The 20,934-nt window shown below is 44.9% G+C and carries 18 protein-coding genes; 3 read left to right on the forward strand and 15 right to left on the reverse strand.

Translation table 11 applies throughout. The annotated features are described in order from the left end of the window. Positions 1-20: 20 nt before the first annotated feature. The 3 genes from B3R91_RS08485 to rluF form a co-directional block, all read right to left on the reverse strand. Positions 21-2,306, reverse strand: a complete 2,286-nt coding sequence (locus tag B3R91_RS08485; RefSeq protein ID WP_286797210.1) for a TonB-dependent siderophore receptor — start codon at positions 2,304-2,306, stop codon at positions 21-23. Between the two features lie 748 nt (positions 2,307-3,054). After that, a complete protein-coding gene (gene ppiC / locus B3R91_RS08490) occupies positions 3,055-3,333 on the reverse strand; it encodes a peptidylprolyl isomerase PpiC (protein ID WP_286797211.1) in 279 nt (92 codons plus the stop codon). Between the two features lie 110 nt (positions 3,334-3,443). Beyond that, on the reverse strand, positions 3,444-4,436 hold the full coding sequence (rluF, locus tag B3R91_RS08495) for a 23S rRNA pseudouridine(2604) synthase RluF (protein WP_286797212.1): 993 nt from the start codon (positions 4,434-4,436) through the stop codon (positions 3,444-3,446). Positions 4,437-4,851: 415 nt separating this feature from the next. Here rluF and B3R91_RS08500 point away from each other — a divergent pair, with 415 nt between their 5' ends. Beyond that, the gene (locus B3R91_RS08500) at positions 4,852-5,847 is read left to right on the forward strand and encodes a diaminopimelate dehydrogenase (RefSeq protein ID WP_286797213.1); all 996 of its coding nucleotides are present in this window, start codon (positions 4,852-4,854) and stop codon (positions 5,845-5,847) included. A gap of 125 nt (positions 5,848-5,972) precedes the next feature. Here the strand turns inward: B3R91_RS08500 and B3R91_RS08505 are convergent, their stop codons facing one another. From B3R91_RS08505 to B3R91_RS08550, 10 genes are all read right to left on the reverse strand, one after another. Continuing rightward, entirely contained in the window at positions 5,973-6,686 is a 714-nt protein-coding gene (locus tag B3R91_RS08505; protein WP_286797253.1) for a DarT1-associated NADAR antitoxin family protein, read from the reverse strand. 248 nt (positions 6,687-6,934) lie between these two features. Then, positions 6,935-8,254 (reverse strand): short-chain fatty acid transporter, encoded by a 1,320-nt coding sequence (locus B3R91_RS08510; RefSeq protein ID WP_286797214.1) that lies wholly within the window; start codon positions 8,252-8,254, stop codon positions 6,935-6,937. A gap of 220 nt (positions 8,255-8,474) precedes the next feature. After that, entirely contained in the window at positions 8,475-9,728 is a 1,254-nt protein-coding gene (locus B3R91_RS08515) for an NAD(P)/FAD-dependent oxidoreductase (protein WP_286797215.1), read from the reverse strand. 91 nt (positions 9,729-9,819) lie between these two features. Next, the gene (locus tag B3R91_RS08520) at positions 9,820-10,848 is read right to left on the reverse strand and encodes an ornithine cyclodeaminase family protein (RefSeq protein WP_286797216.1); all 1,029 of its coding nucleotides are present in this window, start codon (positions 10,846-10,848) and stop codon (positions 9,820-9,822) included. 238 nt (positions 10,849-11,086) lie between these two features. Then, a complete protein-coding gene (locus B3R91_RS08525; protein WP_286797217.1) occupies positions 11,087-12,373 on the reverse strand; it encodes an NAD(P)/FAD-dependent oxidoreductase in 1,287 nt (428 codons plus the stop codon). A gap of 14 nt (positions 12,374-12,387) precedes the next feature. After that, positions 12,388-13,317, reverse strand: a complete 930-nt coding sequence (locus B3R91_RS08530; protein WP_286797218.1) for a Na+/H+ antiporter NhaC family protein — start codon at positions 13,315-13,317, stop codon at positions 12,388-12,390. Further along, entirely contained in the window at positions 13,292-13,849 is a 558-nt protein-coding gene (locus B3R91_RS08535) for a hypothetical protein (RefSeq protein ID WP_286797219.1), read from the reverse strand. Before B3R91_RS08535 ends, B3R91_RS08530 begins: the two co-directional genes overlap by 26 nt. Positions 13,850-14,000: 151 nt before the next feature. Next, positions 14,001-15,491 (reverse strand): aldehyde dehydrogenase family protein, encoded by a 1,491-nt coding sequence (locus B3R91_RS08540; protein ID WP_286797220.1) that lies wholly within the window; start codon positions 15,489-15,491, stop codon positions 14,001-14,003. A 141-nt stretch (positions 15,492-15,632) separates the two neighbouring features. Beyond that, on the reverse strand, positions 15,633-17,060 hold the full coding sequence (gene hglS, locus B3R91_RS08545) for a 2-oxoadipate dioxygenase/decarboxylase HglS (protein WP_414707538.1): 1,428 nt from the start codon (positions 17,058-17,060) through the stop codon (positions 15,633-15,635). Positions 17,061-17,222: 162 nt separating this feature from the next. After that, positions 17,223-18,494 carry a 2-aminoadipate transaminase gene (locus tag B3R91_RS08550; protein WP_286797222.1) on the reverse strand — a complete coding sequence of 424 codons (1,272 nt, stop codon included), beginning with the start codon at positions 18,492-18,494 and terminating at the stop codon, positions 17,223-17,225. 74 nt (positions 18,495-18,568) lie between these two features. On the opposite strand from B3R91_RS08550, the gene B3R91_RS08555 reads away from it, so the two are divergent. Then, positions 18,569-18,772 (forward strand): hypothetical protein, encoded by a 204-nt coding sequence (locus B3R91_RS08555; protein ID WP_286797223.1) that lies wholly within the window; start codon positions 18,569-18,571, stop codon positions 18,770-18,772. A 21-nt stretch (positions 18,773-18,793) separates the two neighbouring features. Here the strand turns inward: B3R91_RS08555 and B3R91_RS08560 are convergent, their stop codons facing one another. Beyond that, positions 18,794-19,750 (reverse strand): LysR substrate-binding domain-containing protein, encoded by a 957-nt coding sequence (locus B3R91_RS08560; RefSeq protein WP_286797224.1) that lies wholly within the window; start codon positions 19,748-19,750, stop codon positions 18,794-18,796. Between the two features lie 232 nt (positions 19,751-19,982). Between B3R91_RS08560 and B3R91_RS08565 the strand changes: the two genes are divergently transcribed. Then, entirely contained in the window at positions 19,983-20,396 is a 414-nt protein-coding gene (locus tag B3R91_RS08565; RefSeq protein WP_286797225.1) for a hypothetical protein, read from the forward strand. Positions 20,397-20,518: 122 nt separating this feature from the next. Here the strand turns inward: B3R91_RS08565 and B3R91_RS08570 are convergent, their stop codons facing one another. Beyond that, complete coding sequence (locus tag B3R91_RS08570; protein ID WP_286797254.1) at positions 20,519-20,911, reverse strand: MgtC/SapB family protein; 393 nt, start codon at positions 20,909-20,911, stop codon at positions 20,519-20,521. Between the last annotated feature and the right edge of the window lie 23 nt (positions 20,912-20,934).

The raw sequence follows: 20,934 nt of genomic DNA on the forward strand, positions 1-20,934 counted from the left end.
ATAAAAGTGAAAGCGATCGATTAAAAGCGATAGGTTAATCTGCCGACTACATTCAAAGGCTCACCGTAAGTCAATTCACTAAAAGTGCTGCCCGCAAGATACTTTTGATTGAACAAATTATTCACATTAACCTGCGCTTCAAGATTGTCGTTAAAGCTATATCTTGCCATGATATTGGCAAGCGTCACGTCATCTTGACCGTACTTTTCAGATTGTTTCGTCACAGGGTTTTTGACAATACCATAGTATCCATTTGACCAGTCAACGCCGCCGCCAATGGTTAAATTAGGGATGATATGATCAAGATTATAAGTGGCAAAAAGATTCAGTGTGGTATCAGCAAAGCCTGTATTGATGGTTTTGCCCTTGTTGTCTTCAGCATTAAAATGCGTATAACCAACGCTCGCTTGTAGTTGGTCGCTGATTTGACCAGACACTTGTACTTCTACGCCCTGACTGGTGGCACCTTTTGCTCCGTAGTAGGCTTTTTCCAGGTCGGTGCCGGGTATTATTTGACCACCATCGAGTTGAGCAAGGTTGTCCTGCTCGATTCTAAAAATACTCACTTGGCTTTGTAATGCGCCATTATCTGACTCACTTTTTAGACCGATTTCATAGTTTTTACCTTCAATAGGATCGAGGAATTTGCCATTTATATCACGCTGAGTTTGAGGTTTGAAGATATCACTGTAGCTGGTATAAAGACTGTGATTGTCATTAACCGCATAGGTAATACCTGCGTACGGAGTCCAGATGTGTTTGGCTTCCGTGTTGACGTTTCGGCCATACTGCACACCTGAGCGTTCAAAATCAGACACACGCGTGCCTAAAATAACGGCTAAAGGATCCGATGGTTTGAGCTGAGTTGCCGCAAAGATAGCTTTTTCTTTGGTTGTGACATCAGAGCTGCGATTGCGCTCTCCCCATTCTGGTTCAGGATAACTGCCATCCCAGTCAGAAAAATCTGGGAGCGGCAATATACCATCAGGCGGTGACTTATAAGTGAAAGTATCAAGATCACTTTTACTATAGGAACCGCCTACGATGAGCTTATGCGTCTTTCCCAACGCATCAAAATTACCGGTTAACTTGCTTTTGATATTGAACTGTTTGCGTTCGGTATCGGCATGAAATGGGTTTAGGTTAAAAATCAGTCCGGTATCAGGATTCACGACTTGGTCGCCATTGGCATACATATAAAGCAGCTTTGGACTACTGTCACTCTCGTTATAGCTGGCATTGGTGGTCAAGTTCCAATCGGCATTAAAATCATGGTCAATATCTGCAAAGTAATAGGTATTATCAGAATCCCAGTTTGTCCAATCTGCGCTGCCATTTTTACTGGTATCCCAATCCGCTTTTGAGCCATCACTTAGGTAGTTTGGCAAACCGCCCCACATGGTTGATTTTGATTTATTGTGTTGACGGCTAGCACCCACACTGACTGTAGTGCTGTCGCCCAGGTCTGCATCTACTGTGGCATACACTAGACTTTGACCCAGTTCTTGACGGTCAACAAAGGTGTCACCATCTTGATAACTTGCCACCACTCGGCCTCGTACCGCACCGCTTTCGCTTAATGGCTGGCTACGGTCAACACTGAGACCATATTGCCCATAACGATCAACATTGGCGGATAGCTCTGTAGCAGGAACGCTACTATCAGCCCGCTTGCGTATCAAGTTGACATTGGCAGAAGGGTCGCCTGAGCCACTCATCAAACCAGTCGCGCCGCGTACGATTTCAACATGGTCAAACATCGCGGTATTAGCAGAGTATTCGCCCATGGCAGCTTGCTGGACAAAATCGGTATTTAAGCCGTCAATTTGGAAGCTATTGATAGCAAAGCCTCTTGATGAAAGACCATTACGCGCGCCATCAACGCTACTTACTTGGATAGCAGGCGTGCGTTTAAGCACATCTATTAAGGTGTTTGAATTTTGATCTTTGATTTGCTGGTTGGTAACCACACTGACCGCTTGCGGGGTTTCTTTGGCCGACAAGTCCATACCCGTGGCGCTACCGATGACAGGGATTGTATAGCTGTCAGTATTTTCCGTGACTTGTTTATTGGTCTCTGCCATGACCACGATAGTTGGTAGCGTGGTACTTGGTTCTGACCTATTGTCGTCACGATTGATTTCGATATCTTCTTCACCGATTTGTTTTTGCTGCGGTATTTCAGCATGAATCATAGATGAGCTTACTGCCAACGAAGCAATGGCTGAAAGGTACATGGTTTGCTTAACGCACCAACTTAAAGGGTTAGGGTTAGGTTTATGCTGTTTTCTACTTTGTGTAATCATAAACATCAATGGTATCTCAATGAAAGTGAGGAGGATTTGAGGGAAGGCAGTTATTCAAAGCAACAATGCTCACGATTACTTGTCAGCTTAATAAAACGCTATAAAAAATGAGCTATTTATTAAAGTGTTGGTGAGTAAATATATGGTTTGTTACATTAGAGTTTGTACATGATAAAGATAATAATAATGATTATCAATACACTATTGAAATATTTTTGATACAGTGAAGGCCTACGTCATGAGATAGCACTACTTTTTGACAGAAAACGTCAAAGATGAAAATAGCACAATAAAAGAGGCCACTTTTAAAAAGTGGCCTCAATTAAAGATAAGCACAGTATTCGTTAAAAATTAAGGGATTGTCCTAGATAACCAGTCATTTCTTGTTTAACCTATTGTTTTAGCTGAATGAGCTGTGCTCAAGAAACTGTAGAACCAAACTTAGGTAATTCCAATCGCAATTTTGGTTAGTCTCTACCCTAATGGCAATACCGAGTTTATGCTTCTTCTTAAAGTCCCTAACCTCTTTTATCCTACTTAAAGTCAGTTGCCAATGCTGCGGAGCAATAATTTCACCTTCTATCATCAAAAATTCAGCCAATAGCCCATGTTGTGACGTTTTATTACCAAACTTTCAGTAATATCTAGAGGTAATGTGCTTTTTTTGAGTAATGAGCTTATCGTTATTATTTAAGCGACTGGCGTTTTTATATAACTCTCGTGCATTGAGTAAATAAATACCTAACGCTTACGTTCTATAAAGCACTTTAACCACATGCCAGCCAAATTTAGTTTTCACTAAATGCGGGGTGAAAAGTTCGCCGTTAAAGCAAACTTTATCAAATGCTGGTACCATTTGACCTTTTTTAAACTCACCTAAGTTGCCGCCTTTTTTACCTGATGGGCAAGTTGAGTGTTTCTTAGCCAGCACGTCAAACTGCGTACCTTTTTTAAGTTTGGCCATAATGTCATCAGCCAGTTCTTTGTCTTTTACTAAAATGTGTAAGGCGCTAGCGGTACGAGCCATAATGTAAACCCTTTATAAAATATCGATTATCGGGGCATTATATCACTACTGAGTTTGGTGACTAACCTAACTTAACTGCTCTACTGCATCAAAAGTCATTACCTACTGGCCTATCGTTTTGAGGACCGCGAAGAACCTCGACCTTTTGAAGGACGCTTACCATGGGCCGCAGGTTTGCCATTGCCGCCAGACTTCTTGTTATCCCCGAAAGGACGCTTACCTTTAGAACCCGCTGGTTTTCTAGCGCCATCTTTGGGGTGTTTAGCATTGTGCTTTGCTGCGCCCGCTGGTTTTGACGACTCTTTTGATTTTGATGAGGTATCAGTACGCGGTTTTTTTCGTGGCGACTTACGTGATTTCTTAGCCGCAGTATTGTCTTCTGAAGAAGAATCTTCTACAGATTTCAGTAAAACGGACAACTCTTTTGGGGTTAAATCTCGCCAGTCTCCAACGGGAATACCCTTTAGACTCACATTCATAATCCGTGTGCGTTCAAGCTTTACGACTTCATAGCCAAAATGCTCACACATACGGCGAATTTGACGGTTTAATCCCTGTACTAGCGTAATATTTAACACGGTAGGCGCTACCTTAGTCACCGGACATTTTTTTGTCATTCTCCCCAAAATAGGTACGCCACCTGCTAGACCTTCAATAAAACTATCCGTTATCGGCTTATTGACCGTCACCACATAATCTTTTTCATGGTTATTACCCGCACGCAACACCTTATTAACCAAATCGCCATTGCTCGTTAAAAAGATTAAACCTTGAGAATCTTTATCCAGACGCCCAATCGGGAAAATACGGTCGCTATGTCCAACAAAATCAACGATATTGTTTTTCTCAGAGCTTTCTGTGGTGCTCACAATCCCGACTGGTTTGTTCAACGCAATAAAAATGAAATCGTCTGCTTCTCGTGGCTCAATGAGTTGCCCGTTAACTTTTACCGTATCTCCAGCAACCACTTGCGCACCTACTTGAGCACGTTTGCCATTGACGTACACGTTACCTTGTTCAATAAAACGGTCAGCGTCGCGCCGAGAGCAAATACCGCTTTCGCTAATATATTTATTTAAACGAGTCGAGGAAGTGTTAAACATAAAGTGCCATTTTCACCTAATAAAAAGCTTTTTGTACTAAGAAAAAGACTGAATTGAATGAATAATCAATAACGAGATAGCTGACATTATATAGGAAATTCAGTAGCTATTTTAAGAGAGATGAACCCAAACCTGTTTATCATTACTAAAAACAACTTAGCGACTCATTGAGGCAGTCATATTATATAAGGTACATACTTAAACACATCTGAAATTTAGTATGACCGCGCCCTATCACTTGTAAACATAATCCTCTAAAATAGATGCCATTTCTAGCAATCAGTTATTCATTACAGGGCAGATTACTGCGCATACTTTACTTCTCAGTAAGTATGAATTGCATAGCATTGTTACTTGATACTTATCACACCAGCAGTAAGTGACTGTCCGCTACACCAACGTAAGGCTAATCATAATGACCCCAATAATTAGAGTCGCCATCGCCGGTTACGGCAATCTTGGCCGCGGCGCGCAAGCCGCCATCAAACAAAGCCCAGACATGCAGTTAGTCTGTGTATTCAGTCGCCGAGACCCTGCCTCCGTCACCCTGATTGACAACAGCGTGCCCGTGTACGCCATGGACGATATTGCCCAATATAAAGACGAGATAGATGTGCTGATATTATGTGGCGGCTCTAAGTCTGATTTACCTGAGCAAGGTCCAGCGCTCGCTGGTTTATTTAATATCGTTGACAGTTTTGATACTCACGCCAAAATCCCTGAGTACTTTGCCGCGCTTGATGCACCAGCTAAGAAAGCTAATAAAGTTGCCATGTTGTCTGTTGGTTGGGATCCCGGTTTGTTTTCTATCAACCGTTTATACGGCGAGGCCATTTTACCCGTTGGCGAAACTTACACCTTTTGGGGTAAAGGCTTAAGCCAAGGACATTCAGATGCAGTACGCCGCGTCGACGGCGTCAAATCAGGCGTGCAATATACCATTCCCTCAGAATCTGCGATGGAAAAAGTACGCAATGGTGAGCAGCCAACGCTAAGCACCCGCGAGAAACATACCCGTGAATGCTATATCGTGCTCGCTGATGGCGCCGATAGCGATAGCATACGCGATACCATCGTCACCATGCCAGATTACTTTGCCGACTACGATACCACAGTGCACTTTATTGACGAGCAAACGTTTGAGCGTGACCATCAAAAGATGCCGCACGGTGGATTCGTTATTCGCAGTGGCGTAAGCGGTATGGATAATGCGCAAAACAACCAAGTGTTAGAGTTTTCGTTAAAGCTTGGCAGCAACCCTGAATTTACCGCCAGCGTGCTCGTGGCTTATGCCCGCGCTGCTTATAAAATGAATCAAGCAGGAGAGAATGGCGCAAAAACCGTCCTCGATGTCGCGCCTAGCTTGTTATCGCCTAAAACGCCTGCCCAGCTGCGTAAAGAGTTGCTGTAAATATTAACGTTGAATTAGAAATAACAATCTTCACGCTAAAAACGAAAAGCACCAAGCCATGCAAGCTCGGTGCTTTTTTTATGCTTAACTTTCTTTCTGCTCAATAACTTAATTAAAAACACCCATCAAAGCAAACCATTTTCCAAAAGTTTAGCCGTATTACTGACTTTAAAGTCATGGTATAAATCATAAAACACAATCGGGTCTTCAACGCCATCAAGCAACCCACGTTTATTGAGCGCGACAAACATCGCTAGCGAATAGGCCGCACAATGGATAGATTTTTTGGGATTAAACTCACGATCAGTAAAGGCCTGATACTGCATGACTTCCTCATGTAGCTGAGGATTTTGCTTGAGCGCATTGACATACAGCCAATCATAAAACGCAGTCAATGGCTCAAGGCTCCACTCCATGCCAAAATAATCATAGCCAATCAGCTCACCAGAGGTTGTTAAACGCTCGTCTTTTTTGGCCTGTCTTGGTGCGACGGTCAGTAAGTCAAGATACGGCCCACCATTCTCGAATACTTTACTGGCTTGCAAAGCATTTTCGACACTATAGGCTTGACCGTCATGCTCATTGGTAATTTTTAAGCTTAATGGACTGAGCGGGAAACTGAGTTTATTGCCAGATTTGCTAGACAGCTCTAAAACATGGCTAAAGCCATATTTTTTGCGAATGACTTGATGCATATCATTGATGGATTTTTTCTTTTGTCTACTGGCAAACCCCACGTGGCGCTCAAACCTTACCATGTCCGTTTTGACCAAATTATCACTATTGACTCTAGGCATAAAGACCGGTTGATGCTCTACCGTGTTTGGCGTTTGTTCCATAGGATTCTGTCTTTGTTGCATCGTGATACGCCTTATATCAATGGTCTGGTATAAATATTTGTGTAAGAGAATTGATATGCTGCTTTATCAATGCTGCTTTAAGCGATTCATTTCTTTTTAGGATAGCTATGATACCCCATTAGGGTTCGCATTTCATGGGACGATATTGTTTTTTGCGTAAGGCGTTTTGGTTTTTCAAAAAAAAGCCTCACCTATCAACTAGGTAAGGCCATTACTAGGAGTTTTATTTATAAAAACAACAACCCCAGCCCAATCACAACACCGCTGACAATCAGCACAATGACACAAAAGCCCATGATATCCTTGGCCTTGAGTCCAGCGATTGCCAAGGCAGGCAACGCCCAAAACGGTTGAATCATATTTGTCCAAGCGTCACCCCACGCTACCGCCATCGCAACTTTGGCTGGATCACTACCGAGCATCTCCGCCGCCTCTAACATAATTGGCGCTTGCACGGCCCATTGTCCGCCACCTGAAGGGACGAAAAAGTTAACCAGTCCTGCGCTTAAAAAAGCAAAAAGCGGGAGCGTATCCACTGTCGAAACGTTGACAAACGCTTCTGACATCACTCCGGCCAAACCAGAAGCCGTCATCATACCCATAATCCCCGCATAAAACGGGAATTGGACGATAATTCCGCCCGCCCCTTTGACCGCTTCTTGTATGGCAATCAAATACTTACGCGGCGTTCCGTGGAATATTATCCCAAGGAATAAAAACATGAAGTTCACCAAGTCGAGCGTTAAAGCAAAGCCGTTCTGCACGAAATAATAAACGATAAAAGCAATACCCAATAAGCCAATGATCATGGATAAAATCCAACTATTCTCTAAACGCTCCGCTGGGGTCATCTCTGACTTTGCTGGAAGCGCCTCAACGATAGGGTCTATTAAAAGTTTTGGATCTACTGTCACCGTATCTTCTTGTTTTGGCATCATCAAACGGTTTAATAACGGCACGATAATGACCAATGCCGCGACGATAATTAAGTTATAGCTCGCAAAAATGGTAGCACTCGTTGGAATCACCCCAATTTTATCGACGAAGGGATGGCCTTCTGTTGCAATGGATAACGGAATCGAGCCAGAGAAACCTGCATGCCAAATGATAAAACCAGAATACGCACTGGCAATCAGCAAACGGTAATCCACATTTTCGACCCGTTTGGCCAACTCTTTTGCGAATAACGCGCCAATCACCAAGCCAAAGCCCCAGTTTATCCAGCTAGCGGCAAGGGATACCAAGGTGACCAATATAATCGCGCTACTGGGCGACTTTGCAAAGCTGGCCAGTTTACCCAGCGCTTTTTTAAATATCGGACTACTGGCCAACACATAACCTGTGACTAGCACCAACACCATTTGCATCGAAAACGCCAGTAGTGCCCAAAATCCTTCGCCCCAAAACGCCACCATTTGTATCGGTGAGGAATCGGTCAGACCTAAGCCCATGACAAAAATAACCAAGGTCAAGATAATGACAAACAAAAATGGATCAGGTAAATATTTCTCCATTAAGCTATTTGAGAAGCGCGTGATTCCTTTCATTTTTAAACTCCTTTTTTATTTACATTTCCACTTCTTTTCTAAGCTTAATATTACCTCATTTCCATTTTTTCAGGGTGGGTGTTTGACTATCAATAGTACTAACGATATGGCTTAAGCGTTACGGCAAAACGCCCTAGCTCACGTATTAATCGATATAGAAGTAAAATGAATGATGTAAGAAAGAAAGATGAAAAAGGGAGGCAGTCGCTTTGGAAAACGGTTAAAGATTAGCAGCGAAACGATGACTACTAAAGGGCTTAGCATCGATAAATAACGGCTTATTATGAATCATCTCTTCGATAAGACGTCCTGTGACGGGCCCTAATGTCAGCCCCTGATGAGCATGACCAAACGCAAACCACAAGTTATCATGTTTTGATGCAGGGCCAATCACTGGCTTCATATCTGGCATACAAGGCCTTGTCCCGCACCATGCTTCAGACTCCACGGCATCTTCAAGTGGCACAAGTTTTCTTGCATGAGTCAACACGGCTTCTAGTTGGTCAAATTTTTTTGGCGCGTCTAAATTTGCCATTTCAGCACCCGTGGTAACTCTGATGCCTTGCTCCATTGCACCCATCACAAACCCTTTATCGACATCGAATAAGCTGTGTGAAAGGGCGTTTTTGGGTGTGATCTTAAAATGCTGATGGTAGCCACGCATAGGAAACATCGGTATGTTATAACCCAGTGGCTTGATAAGCTCAGCTGACCAAGGCCCCGCCGCTATCACGACATGCTGACAAGCGTAGGTATCATCGCCGCATACAACTTGCCAGCCTTCTGCCGTTTGCATAATATCTGTCACGGTTGACTGCTTAACCTCGCCCGCCATGGCTGCAAAGCTTTTTGCATAAGCTTTCACCAAACGGCTAGGATTGTTTATTTGCCACGAGTTTTTCCAGTGGATACCGCCAATATAATCGGTAACGTTTAGATTTGGCTCTAGGGCTTGCAGCGCTACTAGCGATAGCACTTGATACTCTACGCCTTGCTCCGCAGCCTTTACGGCTTTGCTAATAGCTTTTTCAAAATCAATCAAATGACGATGAAGCTCAATCCAGCCTATTTTACTGACCAGTGCTTCTGCGCCAGCCGCTTTAATCATCGGCTCGTGCTCATTGGTACAATGCTTAATCAGCGTCGCCCATTCTTTATCGATGACTTTAACATTTTTTGTACAAGAGTGCTGCCAGTACTGAAATAAAGGGCGCTGAAAACCATATAACGCTGACCAGCGGTAGCGAATATCGGTACGGTTATTGGGCAATACACTAGAAATCTCTTTAGCACTTCGCGGAAAAGGTTTGGTATTGACCGCTTCTCTGGTGATAATGCCCGCATTACCATAGGAGGTTTCTTCTCCTGGGGGCTTTTTATCAAGTAAGAGTACCTGCGCGTTGTTTTTTTGCAGATGCCACGCGATAGAAGTTCCTACAATGCCTGCCCCAACTACAATCACGTCATAGCGCATATCAATACTCTTCGAGATCGTTAGACCAAAATAAAATCGTTGTCTTAAAAATCGTTGTCTTAAAAACTGTTACCTTATTAGCAGCCAGCTTTTATAACGCAACAAACTGGCCCAAATCGTCTTTTTTGGCCTTTTGAGCAACCTTTAACGCGACGGCGGCATCGAAGCTTGCCGCGCCAACCGACTTAAACAGCGTGATACCTTTATTGGCATTTAGGTCAATTGTGACTTTTTCATTGATCAAATCACTTAGCGTTCCCGTCAGCTTATCCCACGTCCAAGTACTATCAGCGTCTTCATGAGCTTGGATTAAATCGCCTGCTTCATGCAAGCCGCCCTCGGCGTCATCGATAATGACAGACGTGCTGGCTTCTATCACCGAATTGCTCACTTCCTTCATCGATGCTTGATAGGCACCAACGGCATTGATATGAGCGTCGGCTTTTATCTGCGCCGCTTCGAACAAGCCTGACGTCGCACGCGTTGCCAAATTGATAATATCGGCGTCTAGAATCGCCGCTTCGATATCGTCGCACACCGTAAAATCAACGTCCCATTGTGGATAGTCTTTTTTAAATTTCTCCTGAAATTTATGCGCGGTCTGCTCGGTTCGGTTCCAAAGGTTCACCTGCTTGATATTTGGACGTACGGTAAGAATGGCATTGAGCTGTTCATACGCCATACCGCCCGTACCGACCACTGCTGCCACCTGACTATCGGGATTGGCTAAATATTTAGTTGCGATACCAGACAGCGCTGCGGTGCGTACTTGGGTGATATAGACCCCATCCAAAAAGGCCAACATCTCTCCTGTGTCATTGTCGGAGACCGTAACATTGGCCATGGTTGTCGGTTTATCACGCTTAGGATTGTCTGGGCAGATAGTAACCAGCTTGACGATTGCATATTCATTAGTACCGTCAAATACCACTGCCGGCATGGATAAATGGCTACCAGAGCTTTTTGTACTACTTTCCTCAAAAGTCGGAATGACAAGGCGTTCAGGCGTTTTGACCCAAGTCGGATGCTCGCCTTGCACGTTGAGTAATTCCTCAATCGCCTCAATTGCCATCGACATGGTCAGCTGTTTTTTTACCGTATGAATGTCTAAAATTCGCATAATGTTCCTTAAACTGCCCTGTAATTTTATTATTAACAATCCCTAAATGTGACATTAAAAAAGCTAACAAGCAACCCGCCATTTATTAAAGCTTTTATCACGGTTTATAATTTTAAAAATAATATTAACGATAAGCTTAAATGTATGACTTATAGCGACGGCCATATTGGCTATGATATTTATAAGTATTTAGTCGAATTTTAACCAAATAAATAACCATACTATGTAAATAAACATGCTATCTGATAATTTTAAGACACTGACCAGCGTGGTATAAAGTCAGTCCCAATTCCGTAAAGCCAGATTTAATGCCTGCAAAAGGGATTTTCGCTTCTTCTAAGGTCTTGAAGGGAATAGGTATACTCTCTCTATTACCAGTCAATATATACTCAGCAAAGCATTTACCCATGAGCGTACCGGTAGTGATGCCGCGACCATTATAGGCGGTCGCGGTCAGCAAACCTTCATCGGGCTCCATCACGCGAAAGATATGATCTTGGGTAAAGCCAAAGCTACCGCACCATTCATATTGCCAATTAAAGGCAGGCAGATCTGGATAATAGCTCTTTTGCACCGCATTGGCCCACGCTTGATAAAAGGATTTTGGTTTCATTTGCGTCCCACCAACCGTGCCCAATAATAGGCGATTGTCATTATCACGGCGGAAACTCGATAGAGCCAAGCGGGTATCCCACGCCCCTGTTTTATAAGGTAAAATGCGCTCTGCCGCCTCGCCGCTCAGTGGTTCAGAGGCGATTTGATAGTAATAAACCAGATAAAAAGTTTTCTTAATTTCTGTCCATTCGCCTTCGCTATAGGCATTGGTAGCGATGATGACGCGCTCAGACTTGACGCGCGCTTTGGCGGTTCTTGCATACCAATGACCGTCCACCTTTTCTAGTGCTTCAACGCCAGAATGCTCGTAAATCGTCACGCCAAGATTGGTGGCAACTTTGGCAAGCCCTCTGACATACGCCAGCGGATTGATGGTACCAGCGCGGTGGTCTAATAAAGCTTTATTAATACTGGTGGTACCGCAGTATTCATGGCATTTGCTGCCAGTCAATACCTCAACATTGGCACCGCGGCGGCGCAGCTGCTCGTATCTGATATCGACATCGATTTCACCTTTGGCATTATGCGCCATGTGAAGGTTGCCCGCTTGGGTGGCTTGGGCGTCGATATCATAGCGTTTGATTAGATCAAACACCAAACTTGGTGCTTGTCCAAGCGCTTGGGTCAAACGCTCACCGGCCACTTCACCCAGACTGATATTCAAGTCATCAGGGCGCGCCCAAGTTCCGGCGTTCACGAGCCCAACGCTTTTTCCCGAGCCGCCACTACCGATGGTTTGGCTTTCAAGTAAGACAACCTTGACGCCTTTTTCAGCCAGATGAATCGCCGCTGACAACCCAGTATATCCGCCGCCAATAATGCACACCGCCGCTTGGGTATCGCTACTCATTTGGCTATAAGCGTCAATATTCGGCGCGGTCATGTTCCATAAACACTGCTCTTGCAACATATCATATTCCTTTATTAGCGCGCTTCATTGACAGAAAAAGCAACGTCAACCTCTTCCACCTCAGGCTCTTCGCGCGGTATGAACTTATCAAGGAACGCCCATAACAGCCCAAATAAAGGCGACAACCAACACGCAAAAGCAAAAGGTGCATAGGTCAATGTTGCTATCCCAAGTGTCGCTGCTACAAAGCTACCGCCCATATTCCACGGGATAAGGGGTGACAAAAGCGTACCCGCGTCTTCGATAGAGCGTGTCAAGGTCGTGCGCTTATAGCCCATATCTTTATATTTGTCTTGCAATAAACGCCCTGGCAAAACACAGGTCGTGTAAACATCACCAATCAGCGTACCGACACTCAGCACACTGCCGTACGTCGTAAAAACCAACCCCAAACGCGATTTTACGAAATGGTTAATTTTCGCCATGATGGCTTTGAGCGTACCGTAGTGCTCAAGCGCCCCAACAAAACCCAAAGCAAATATCGTTAAGCTGATCACCCATGTCATCGACATAACGCCGCCCTTTGACAACAATTGATCTACCACTTCAAAACCCGTCTCACTGACAAAGCCATTTTGTAAAACATTAAAAACATCACTCACGCCCACGCCTTGCATAAAGACGGCAATCACTGAGCCTACCAGCACCCCGCTTAATACGGTCGGTATCGCTGGCATTTTCATCACAGCGGCGACAATAACCACTAACGCTGGCAATAAGGTGATGACACTTAAATTGTAATTGGCCGCTAAGTTATCCTGCAATGCACGAATAGAAGACAAATCGATGCTATCGTCACCATAACCCATACCAATCCAAGCATAGAGCGCCAACGCCGTAATCATGGCGGGCACGGTCGTCGGCAGCATACCTTTGATATGATCCCAAAGGTCTACACCCGCCGCGGCTGGGGTTAAGTTAGTGGTATCTGATAGCGGTGACATTTTGTCGCCAAAAAAAGCACCGGAGACGATAGCCCCCCCCTGTTAGATGCGCGGGAAGACCCAGTCCCATGCCAATTCCCATCATCGCAAGACCTACCGTACCAACCGTGCCCCACGAGGTACCCGTAGCGACAGAAATAATGGCGCAAATAAGACAGACGGAAAATAAAAACGAGGAAGGCGAGAAAATACTAAAGCCGTAGTACAGAATGGTCGGCACGGTTCCGGCGATAATCCATGCGCCGATGAGCATACCGACGCCCATCAGGATAATCATCGCTGGCAAGCCGATTTTAATAACCTTTAAAAACCGCTCTTCCATACCTTGCCAACTACGGCCACGCAGCTTCATAAACAAACCGGTGATTAAAATACCGCAGGCTAAGGGTATGTGAGGGGTGAAATCTTTGAAGACGAAAAACTGTATCATCAGAATGATGGCAGTCAATACAAGCGGCGCGATATCAAGTAAAAAGCTAGACGATGGATCATAACCGTCTATATCGGGGTTATGTGTTTTATCATCGATCATAATAGTTCTACCTTCCTTAGTAGTCGTCGATGGGAGTGGCAACCAATCCTTGATTGCTTAGCATTTTTAGCCTGCCAAGCTTCTATAAAGTACGCTTGGCAGTTTATTTATAAATACATCAAATTGGCAAAAGTCTGTACTCACCTTTTTATTAACCAAAGCTAATGCCTTGGGCAAGTGGCAACTCTTTTGAGTAATTGATGGTATTGGTCTGACGGCGCATATAGACTTTCCACGCATCAGAGCCAGATTCACGGCCACCGCCAGTTTCTTTTTCACCGCCAAACGCGCCGCCAATCTCAGCGCCACTGGTACCGATATTAACGTTGGCAATACCGCAATCACTACCACGGTCACTGAGGAAAGTCTCCGCCTCACGCAAATCATTGGTAAAGACGCATGATGATAGGCCTTGTGGCACATCGTTTTGCATCTCAATGGCTTCGTCAAAGTCTTGGTAGGTCATGACATACAGAATCGGCGCAAATGTCTCACTTCTGGCGACATCGTTTTGCTCGTCAAACTCGACAATGGCAGGCGTTACGTAATAGGCGTTAGGATATTTGTCTGTAAGGACGCGCTCGCCGCCCGTGACCGTGCCGCCCGCTTCTCGCGCCTTTTTTAACGCCGCTTGCATATTATTAAAGCTGTCTTCATCGATCAGTGGCCCGACCAGATTGCCCTCTAGTGGATGACCGATACTAACGGTTTCATAAGCGGACTTGATGCGCGGTAAGATGTCGTCTTTGATAGATTCATGCACAAATAGACGGCGCAATGTCGTACAACGCTGCCCCGCTGTACCAACTGCGGAGAATAAAATGCCGCGTAACGCTAAGTCTAAATCAGCACTTGGTGCCAAAATCATGGCGTTGTTGCCGCCAAGCTCAAGCAAGCATTTACCAAAACGGTTGGCAACTTTTGGCCCGACTTCTCGGCCCATACGCGTACTGCCGGTGGCGCTCACCAAAGCCACATCTTTATGCTCAACCAAGGCGTTACCGACATCGGTTTTACCGAGTAAGATTTGCGATAAATGGTCCGGCGCATCGCCAAATTTAGTCAAGGCTTTTTCAAACAGTGCTTGACAGGCCAAAGCAACGAGCGGGGTTTTTTCTGATGGTTTCCAAATCACCGGATTACCGCAGACGATAGCCAGTGCGGTATTCCACGACCAAACCGCAACGGGAAAGTTAAAGGCTGAGATGACACCAATCACACCGAGCGGATGCCATGTCTCACGCATGTGATGGCCTGGACGCTCTGACGCAATCGTCAAACCATAAAGTTGACGAGACACCCCGACAGCAAAGTCACAAATATCAATCATTTCTTGCACTTCGCCTAGGCCTTCTTCTTTGATCTTGCCCGCTTCAAATGACACCAGCATACCTAAGTCTTCTTTGTGCTCGCGCAGCACTTCACCGAGCAGGCGCACCAGCTCGCCACGTCTTGGCGCCGGCACCACGCGCCACTCTTTAAAAGCTTTTTTGGCATTGGCAATCTTGGTATCGACCTCATCAACGCTATCCAAGGTTATGCTGCCAATCACCGAGCCATCAATCGGGCTGTTGACGTCAAAATCACCATTTTGATATTGCGCTTCTTTGGCGCCTATCGCGGCCATATACTGCTTGATCATATTCCATCCCTTTTATTAATTTATACTTCCTTGAAGACTTATTAACTTAACTTGCACCCAGCTAAGTTGCAAAATAATTAATTTCGTACTGCCATTCCTTTTTGGAATGCTCATTAATAGTTTCAATTATCTATCACTGCTTTAGATAACACCATTTAAAGCTTTATTATTTAGATTCGCCAAACACGCTTTGAGACTTTGCGCTTGCAGCGTTTGATAAAGCGCTAGCTCATCGTAAACCTGAGCGCCCAAAGCATTCTCAAACGCTTCTTTATTGGTATGAACTTCACCCTTACTTTGTTTGCCGCCGTTTTCATTGCCGTTTGCACTGTCGTTTGTGCTATCGTCATGCAGATTGGACTGAAAAATCCCCGCCGCACTGACGGGCAAAAAATCCTCATAAACGATAGGTTCTAGGCGAATCATTCCTTGCTCAAGCAAACCAGTAACCATGTGCCTTGATAAAGGGTCATTTACGTCTTCTACGTCTATAGAATCTAGCGTTGGTGCGTTATCTGTATTGCTATCGACCGCTTGATAGTAAAAATACGCCAAACCTTCATCATGCAGCGTTTGATAATCATCAGGGAACGCTGCAAATGCACTTTCTAAAATCTGATAATACTCTGAGGCGTTATCGGCATTTGGCGTCACAGCTAACTGGCGGCGAGCTTGGCTAAGCAATTGGTCATACAGCGCTCTGCCTTTGGGCGTTAAAGCCACGCCGCGCTGCTCAATCTCGCCAAAGCGCGCAGTATGATGCCCCGTTTCATAGCCGCCGTTAGGATTTTTAAAGCTAACCGCTTCTTCTAACGCTTTAAAACTGGTCTGCCGTAATAAAATAGGACATCTCCGTCTCGGTGGCCCTTCTATAATGGCTTTTGGTGGAATACCTTTTGCCTGCATACCAGCTTGTACCGCATCGATATCTAAGGTTCGAGGCGTCAGATGGTTGATATGCGGGCCCTTAAAACCGACGACATCAGCAATAAGTCCGTGTTGGCTTAATAGTTGCTGATAAAGCACTTTTGAGACGGGCGTATTGTCATGCCAGCGAAAGGTTTCTAACGCTTCTTTAACAAATTGCTTAGCGTCTTCCGCCGTCAACCCGCCCTGCTCCTCAAAGCGCTCAATCAGGCTAATAACGTTGTCCGTAAATATAGTGCGCTTATCTAGCGCCGCCATCGCTTCTTGTTTTAATGCTTCATCATCGATTAAATCAAGGCGCAATAGAGAAGTAAAAACGCGAAAGGGACTTTTATTTAATGAAGATGTTTCAAGCGCTCGAAACGCCGTAGAGTGCACAGGCACGCCAGCGGGCGCCAAATCATAGTAACCAACGGGGTACATGCCCATCACCGCAAACAGCCTGCGCATCATGCTTAGCTCAGCGGCGGTGCCTAATCTAATCGCACCGTGGCGCTCCATATTTAGCCTATCAATCTCTCCGGTGTGCTCAAGCTGCTGTTTAATTTCAGGCTGCTTATTTAATACTTCAGTATTTACCTCGCTCACCAAATCAATGAGGTCACCATATAACGGCACTTCTTTTTGGTACATCTCTGACATGGCGATAGAGAAATCGTGGCGAACATCATCGCTATTGATAAAGGTAGGGTTCACAAGTATGTATCCTTTTTAATTAAGGTATTTTTTTAGATAAAAACAGTCGTCTCAGAAACTCTCAGACGCTCTCAGCAACTCACAAAAACTCTCAGCAGCTCACAGACACTATAGCTTTGGCATTTCATTAGGAATATCGCTTAGCACCGCCTTTAAAATATCAAGACCCGCTGTTAGGGTTTCAGGTTCTATGGTTAGCGGCGGCAATAAGCGAATAATATGTCGATGCTTACCACTTGGCATCAACAGCAAGCCCTGCTCGCGCGCTTGTGTTAAGACATGCGCCATCACACTTGGATGCGTGCCATAAGTTGGGTGACGCAGCTCGATACCACGCATCGCGCCAACTCCTGTCAGTCCATATAGCCATGCAGAGAGGTTTTGCTGCTGCCATTCATTGACAGTACTTTCAATGGTGTTGGCATAATGCTGAGCTGATTGCCAGACTTCATCGTCCTGCATGATATCCAAAGTAGCATTTGCCGCCGCACACGCCACTGGATTACCTGAATAGGTCCCGCCCAAGCTCCCTTTTGGCAGACCATTCATTACGCCAGCTTTGCCGACTACAGCCCCAAGTGGCAAGCCGCCGGCGATACTTTTACCGAGCAATAGCAGGTCAGGCTCAATGCCTAAATGAGTAAAGGCAAAAGGCGTACCTGTGCGTCCATACCCCGACTGAATCTCATCCATGATGAGTAAGATGCCATGCTCATCACAAAAGCTGCGTAAATATTGGGCAAACGTCGCTGACAGCAGCTGAAAACCGCCCTCACCTTGAACCGGCTCGGCGATAATGGCACCGATATTAGCCACATCAGTCTCCACCGCAAATAGACGCTCTAAAGCCGCGATCGCCTGCTGTTCGCTGATATCGTTATCAGGACTGGGAAAAGGAATATGGTAGACGCCGCCGGACAATGGCCCTAGCCCGCGCTTATAAGGCGCGACCTTACCATTTAAATTAACCGCCGCCAGTGTACGCCCATGAAAACCACCATCAAAGGCAATCACACCAGTGCGCCCAGTCTTCATGCGAGTGATTTTTATGGCATTTTCGGTGGCCTCTGCGCCGCAGTTGGTGAGCATGCCTGCAAGCTCACCTTTAATAGGAATCCATTCACACAGTCTTGGCATAAAGGTTTGGTATGGCAAGTGAGCCGCGGCGTTATAAGCATAATGAATCAGCGACTGCGCTTGAGTGACAATCGCGCTGACGATATGAGGATGGCAATGACCAAGGTTTAAGACCCCAATACCGCCGACAAAATCAATATAGCAACGGTCTTTATCGTCCCAAACGTTAGCATTTTTACCTTTGATTAATGTCAGCGGATGCACCATCGTAAAGGCATCGGTGACGTTGTATAGCTGCTCCATGGCTGTCTCTTATCTTCCTTGATGAGAGAGTCATTTGAGCAAACTGCTCCACTATCAGCAAACGAATAATAGTTGTGATGTCATTCCTTTTTGTCATTGCCATGCTTATTATTGCCCTGCTTATCATTACCCTGCTTATCATTGCCATGTTTAACATTGACAAAAAAAACCGGCTCAAGGCCGGTGCGTTGCTGTCTTTGCAAACGCTACTGTTGCAAACATCACTTTTAACCTTGTTAATAGCCAAAGGATTAAAAGCTCACAGGGTTAATCGTTAAAAAGTTCAAATCTGCTCTATATTACAAGATAAAATCCAAGTCTGGCGTAGGCTCCTTTGATTTAGCAAGATAAGCTGAAATCCATTCTATAATGACCTTGATTTTATGCGAGTTGCCCATGGCTAAAGGGTAAGACATATAATAAGCACCCCTGCCTTTTGAAGCATAACGCCATGCTGTTACTAAAGCGCCTGATTGCAGCTCTGGCGCAACCAAACGCAGTGGCACCAATGCAATACCATAGCCGAGTAATGCCGCTGAAATAGTCGTATGAAAGGTATCAAAGCGCGGGCCGACAAAGGTACCATCGATACGAATATCCTGCTGCCTAAAATATTCATACCAAGCGCTAGGACGTGAGCTGAGTTGTAATAACGTGCAATTATCTATATTGCCTATATCACCCATGCATACGGCTTTGTCTGTTAAATAATCCGGATGACAGACGGCCACATTGTACTCGTCAAACAACTTAATCGACTCCATGCCGCCCCAAATCCCATCACCATATAAAAACGCCACATCAACGTTTTGATCTTCAGAAAAAAACGGCCCCGCCAGCTCTTTAATGGTTAAATTAATCAGTGGATTTGCTGCCCCAAAGCCGTTTAATGCAGGCATCAGCCAGCGCGAGCAAAAAGTTGGATGCGAGACGATTTTCAGTACTTCTGAATTATCACTGTTTGACATCAGACTAGTAGTCGCCGCCTCAATATGTTTGAGGATTTCAAGCACTTCTAAGTAGTAAGTCTTCCCAGCCGGCGTTAAAGAGATACGATGCGGGGTGCGATAGAACAGTGACAGATTCAGCATTTCTTCAAGCTGCGCGACTTGTTTACTGATAGCGCTTTGCGTCATGTGCATCTCTTGCGCCGCGTTGGTAAAGCTTAAATGCCGCGCCGCCGTCTCAAAACATTGCAGCGCTGTGGTCGAAGGATACCTTCTAAAAGCAAGTGGGGTTTTGATATCGGTTTTCATAACGTATTGGTTCTTTTAGATACTTATAAATTATTTTAAAGAGTATATGATACACAGATTGACAAACCTTTACCTTTATTCACCTGATTTTTTTAAGCTTCTTTATTATATTTAGGCATACTGTCATTTGAATTGTCAGGTATTTTAATTATGAGAGATTTAGGAATAAACCTCTAAACTGGCTAAATCTTATTGTAAGCTGGCAATGAAAAACAATAACAAGGATATAAAAATGAAAATCTCATTAGCGTCTAACATGCTTCAAAACAAACTTTGGATAGCCTTATTAGCCAGTGTCATTGGGCTTAGCGCCTGCAGCAACGAAAGAGAAGATGCAACGGATGTTAGTACAGAGCCCGACACTGCTGACATGACTACGACCAATGACAACGTCCAGTCTACCGATACGCAAGCTGACGAAATGGCGCCTGTAGCCACTACGACAGACAACGAAACCTCGACCACCACGGCAACTACTTCTACAGACACTACCGCCACCTCTACTGACGCGACCGAGAATGATGGAGATCAAACCTATTATTCTGGCGTAGATGGTGCAGAAGATGAAGAAAAAGGCGTTGATGCTGTGGTTGTTAATGAAAACAATCCAAATCTCGATCAAACACCGGCAGAGGGCGTGCAATAAATTTCATTTTGTAAATCGCATCGCTGTACGCAATAGATAAACCGCATAGCATTAGAGACAAAAAATAGGCGAGAACCATGATGGTCTCGCTTATTTTTTGTCTAATCCTATGTCTAGCAGAATTATAAGTCCTTGCGCCTATGCTTTGGCTTAAAGGGTTTGGAGAATTGCAAAATGATAAATCCAACGACTGAGAGGATAATGGCAATTTCATAGCGCCCATAGGCGACCGAGATACCAATTGCCGCTGTATTCCATAGCCCAGCGGCGGTTGCCGTGCCTTTTGCCCCATTCTCGTTTTTAAAAATAGCCCCACCCCCAATAAAACCCATACCAGTTATGATCGCATACATGATACGAGCTTCTGCGTCCGAGCCTTGATAAATGTCCATACCTACCAACATAAAAGCGCACGAGGCAATCGTAATCGTCACCAAAGGAAAGGTTCTGAGTCCCGCACCATTGTCTTCAAGCTCACGATTAAGGGCAATCGGTAGTGACAGTATAAAAGCAATGCCAAGCTAAAAGGCGTGGTAGG

This window comes from Psychrobacter sp. UBA6291 (genome assembly GCF_002439405.1).
Classification (GTDB): domain Bacteria; phylum Pseudomonadota; class Gammaproteobacteria; order Pseudomonadales; family Moraxellaceae; genus Psychrobacter; species Psychrobacter faecalis.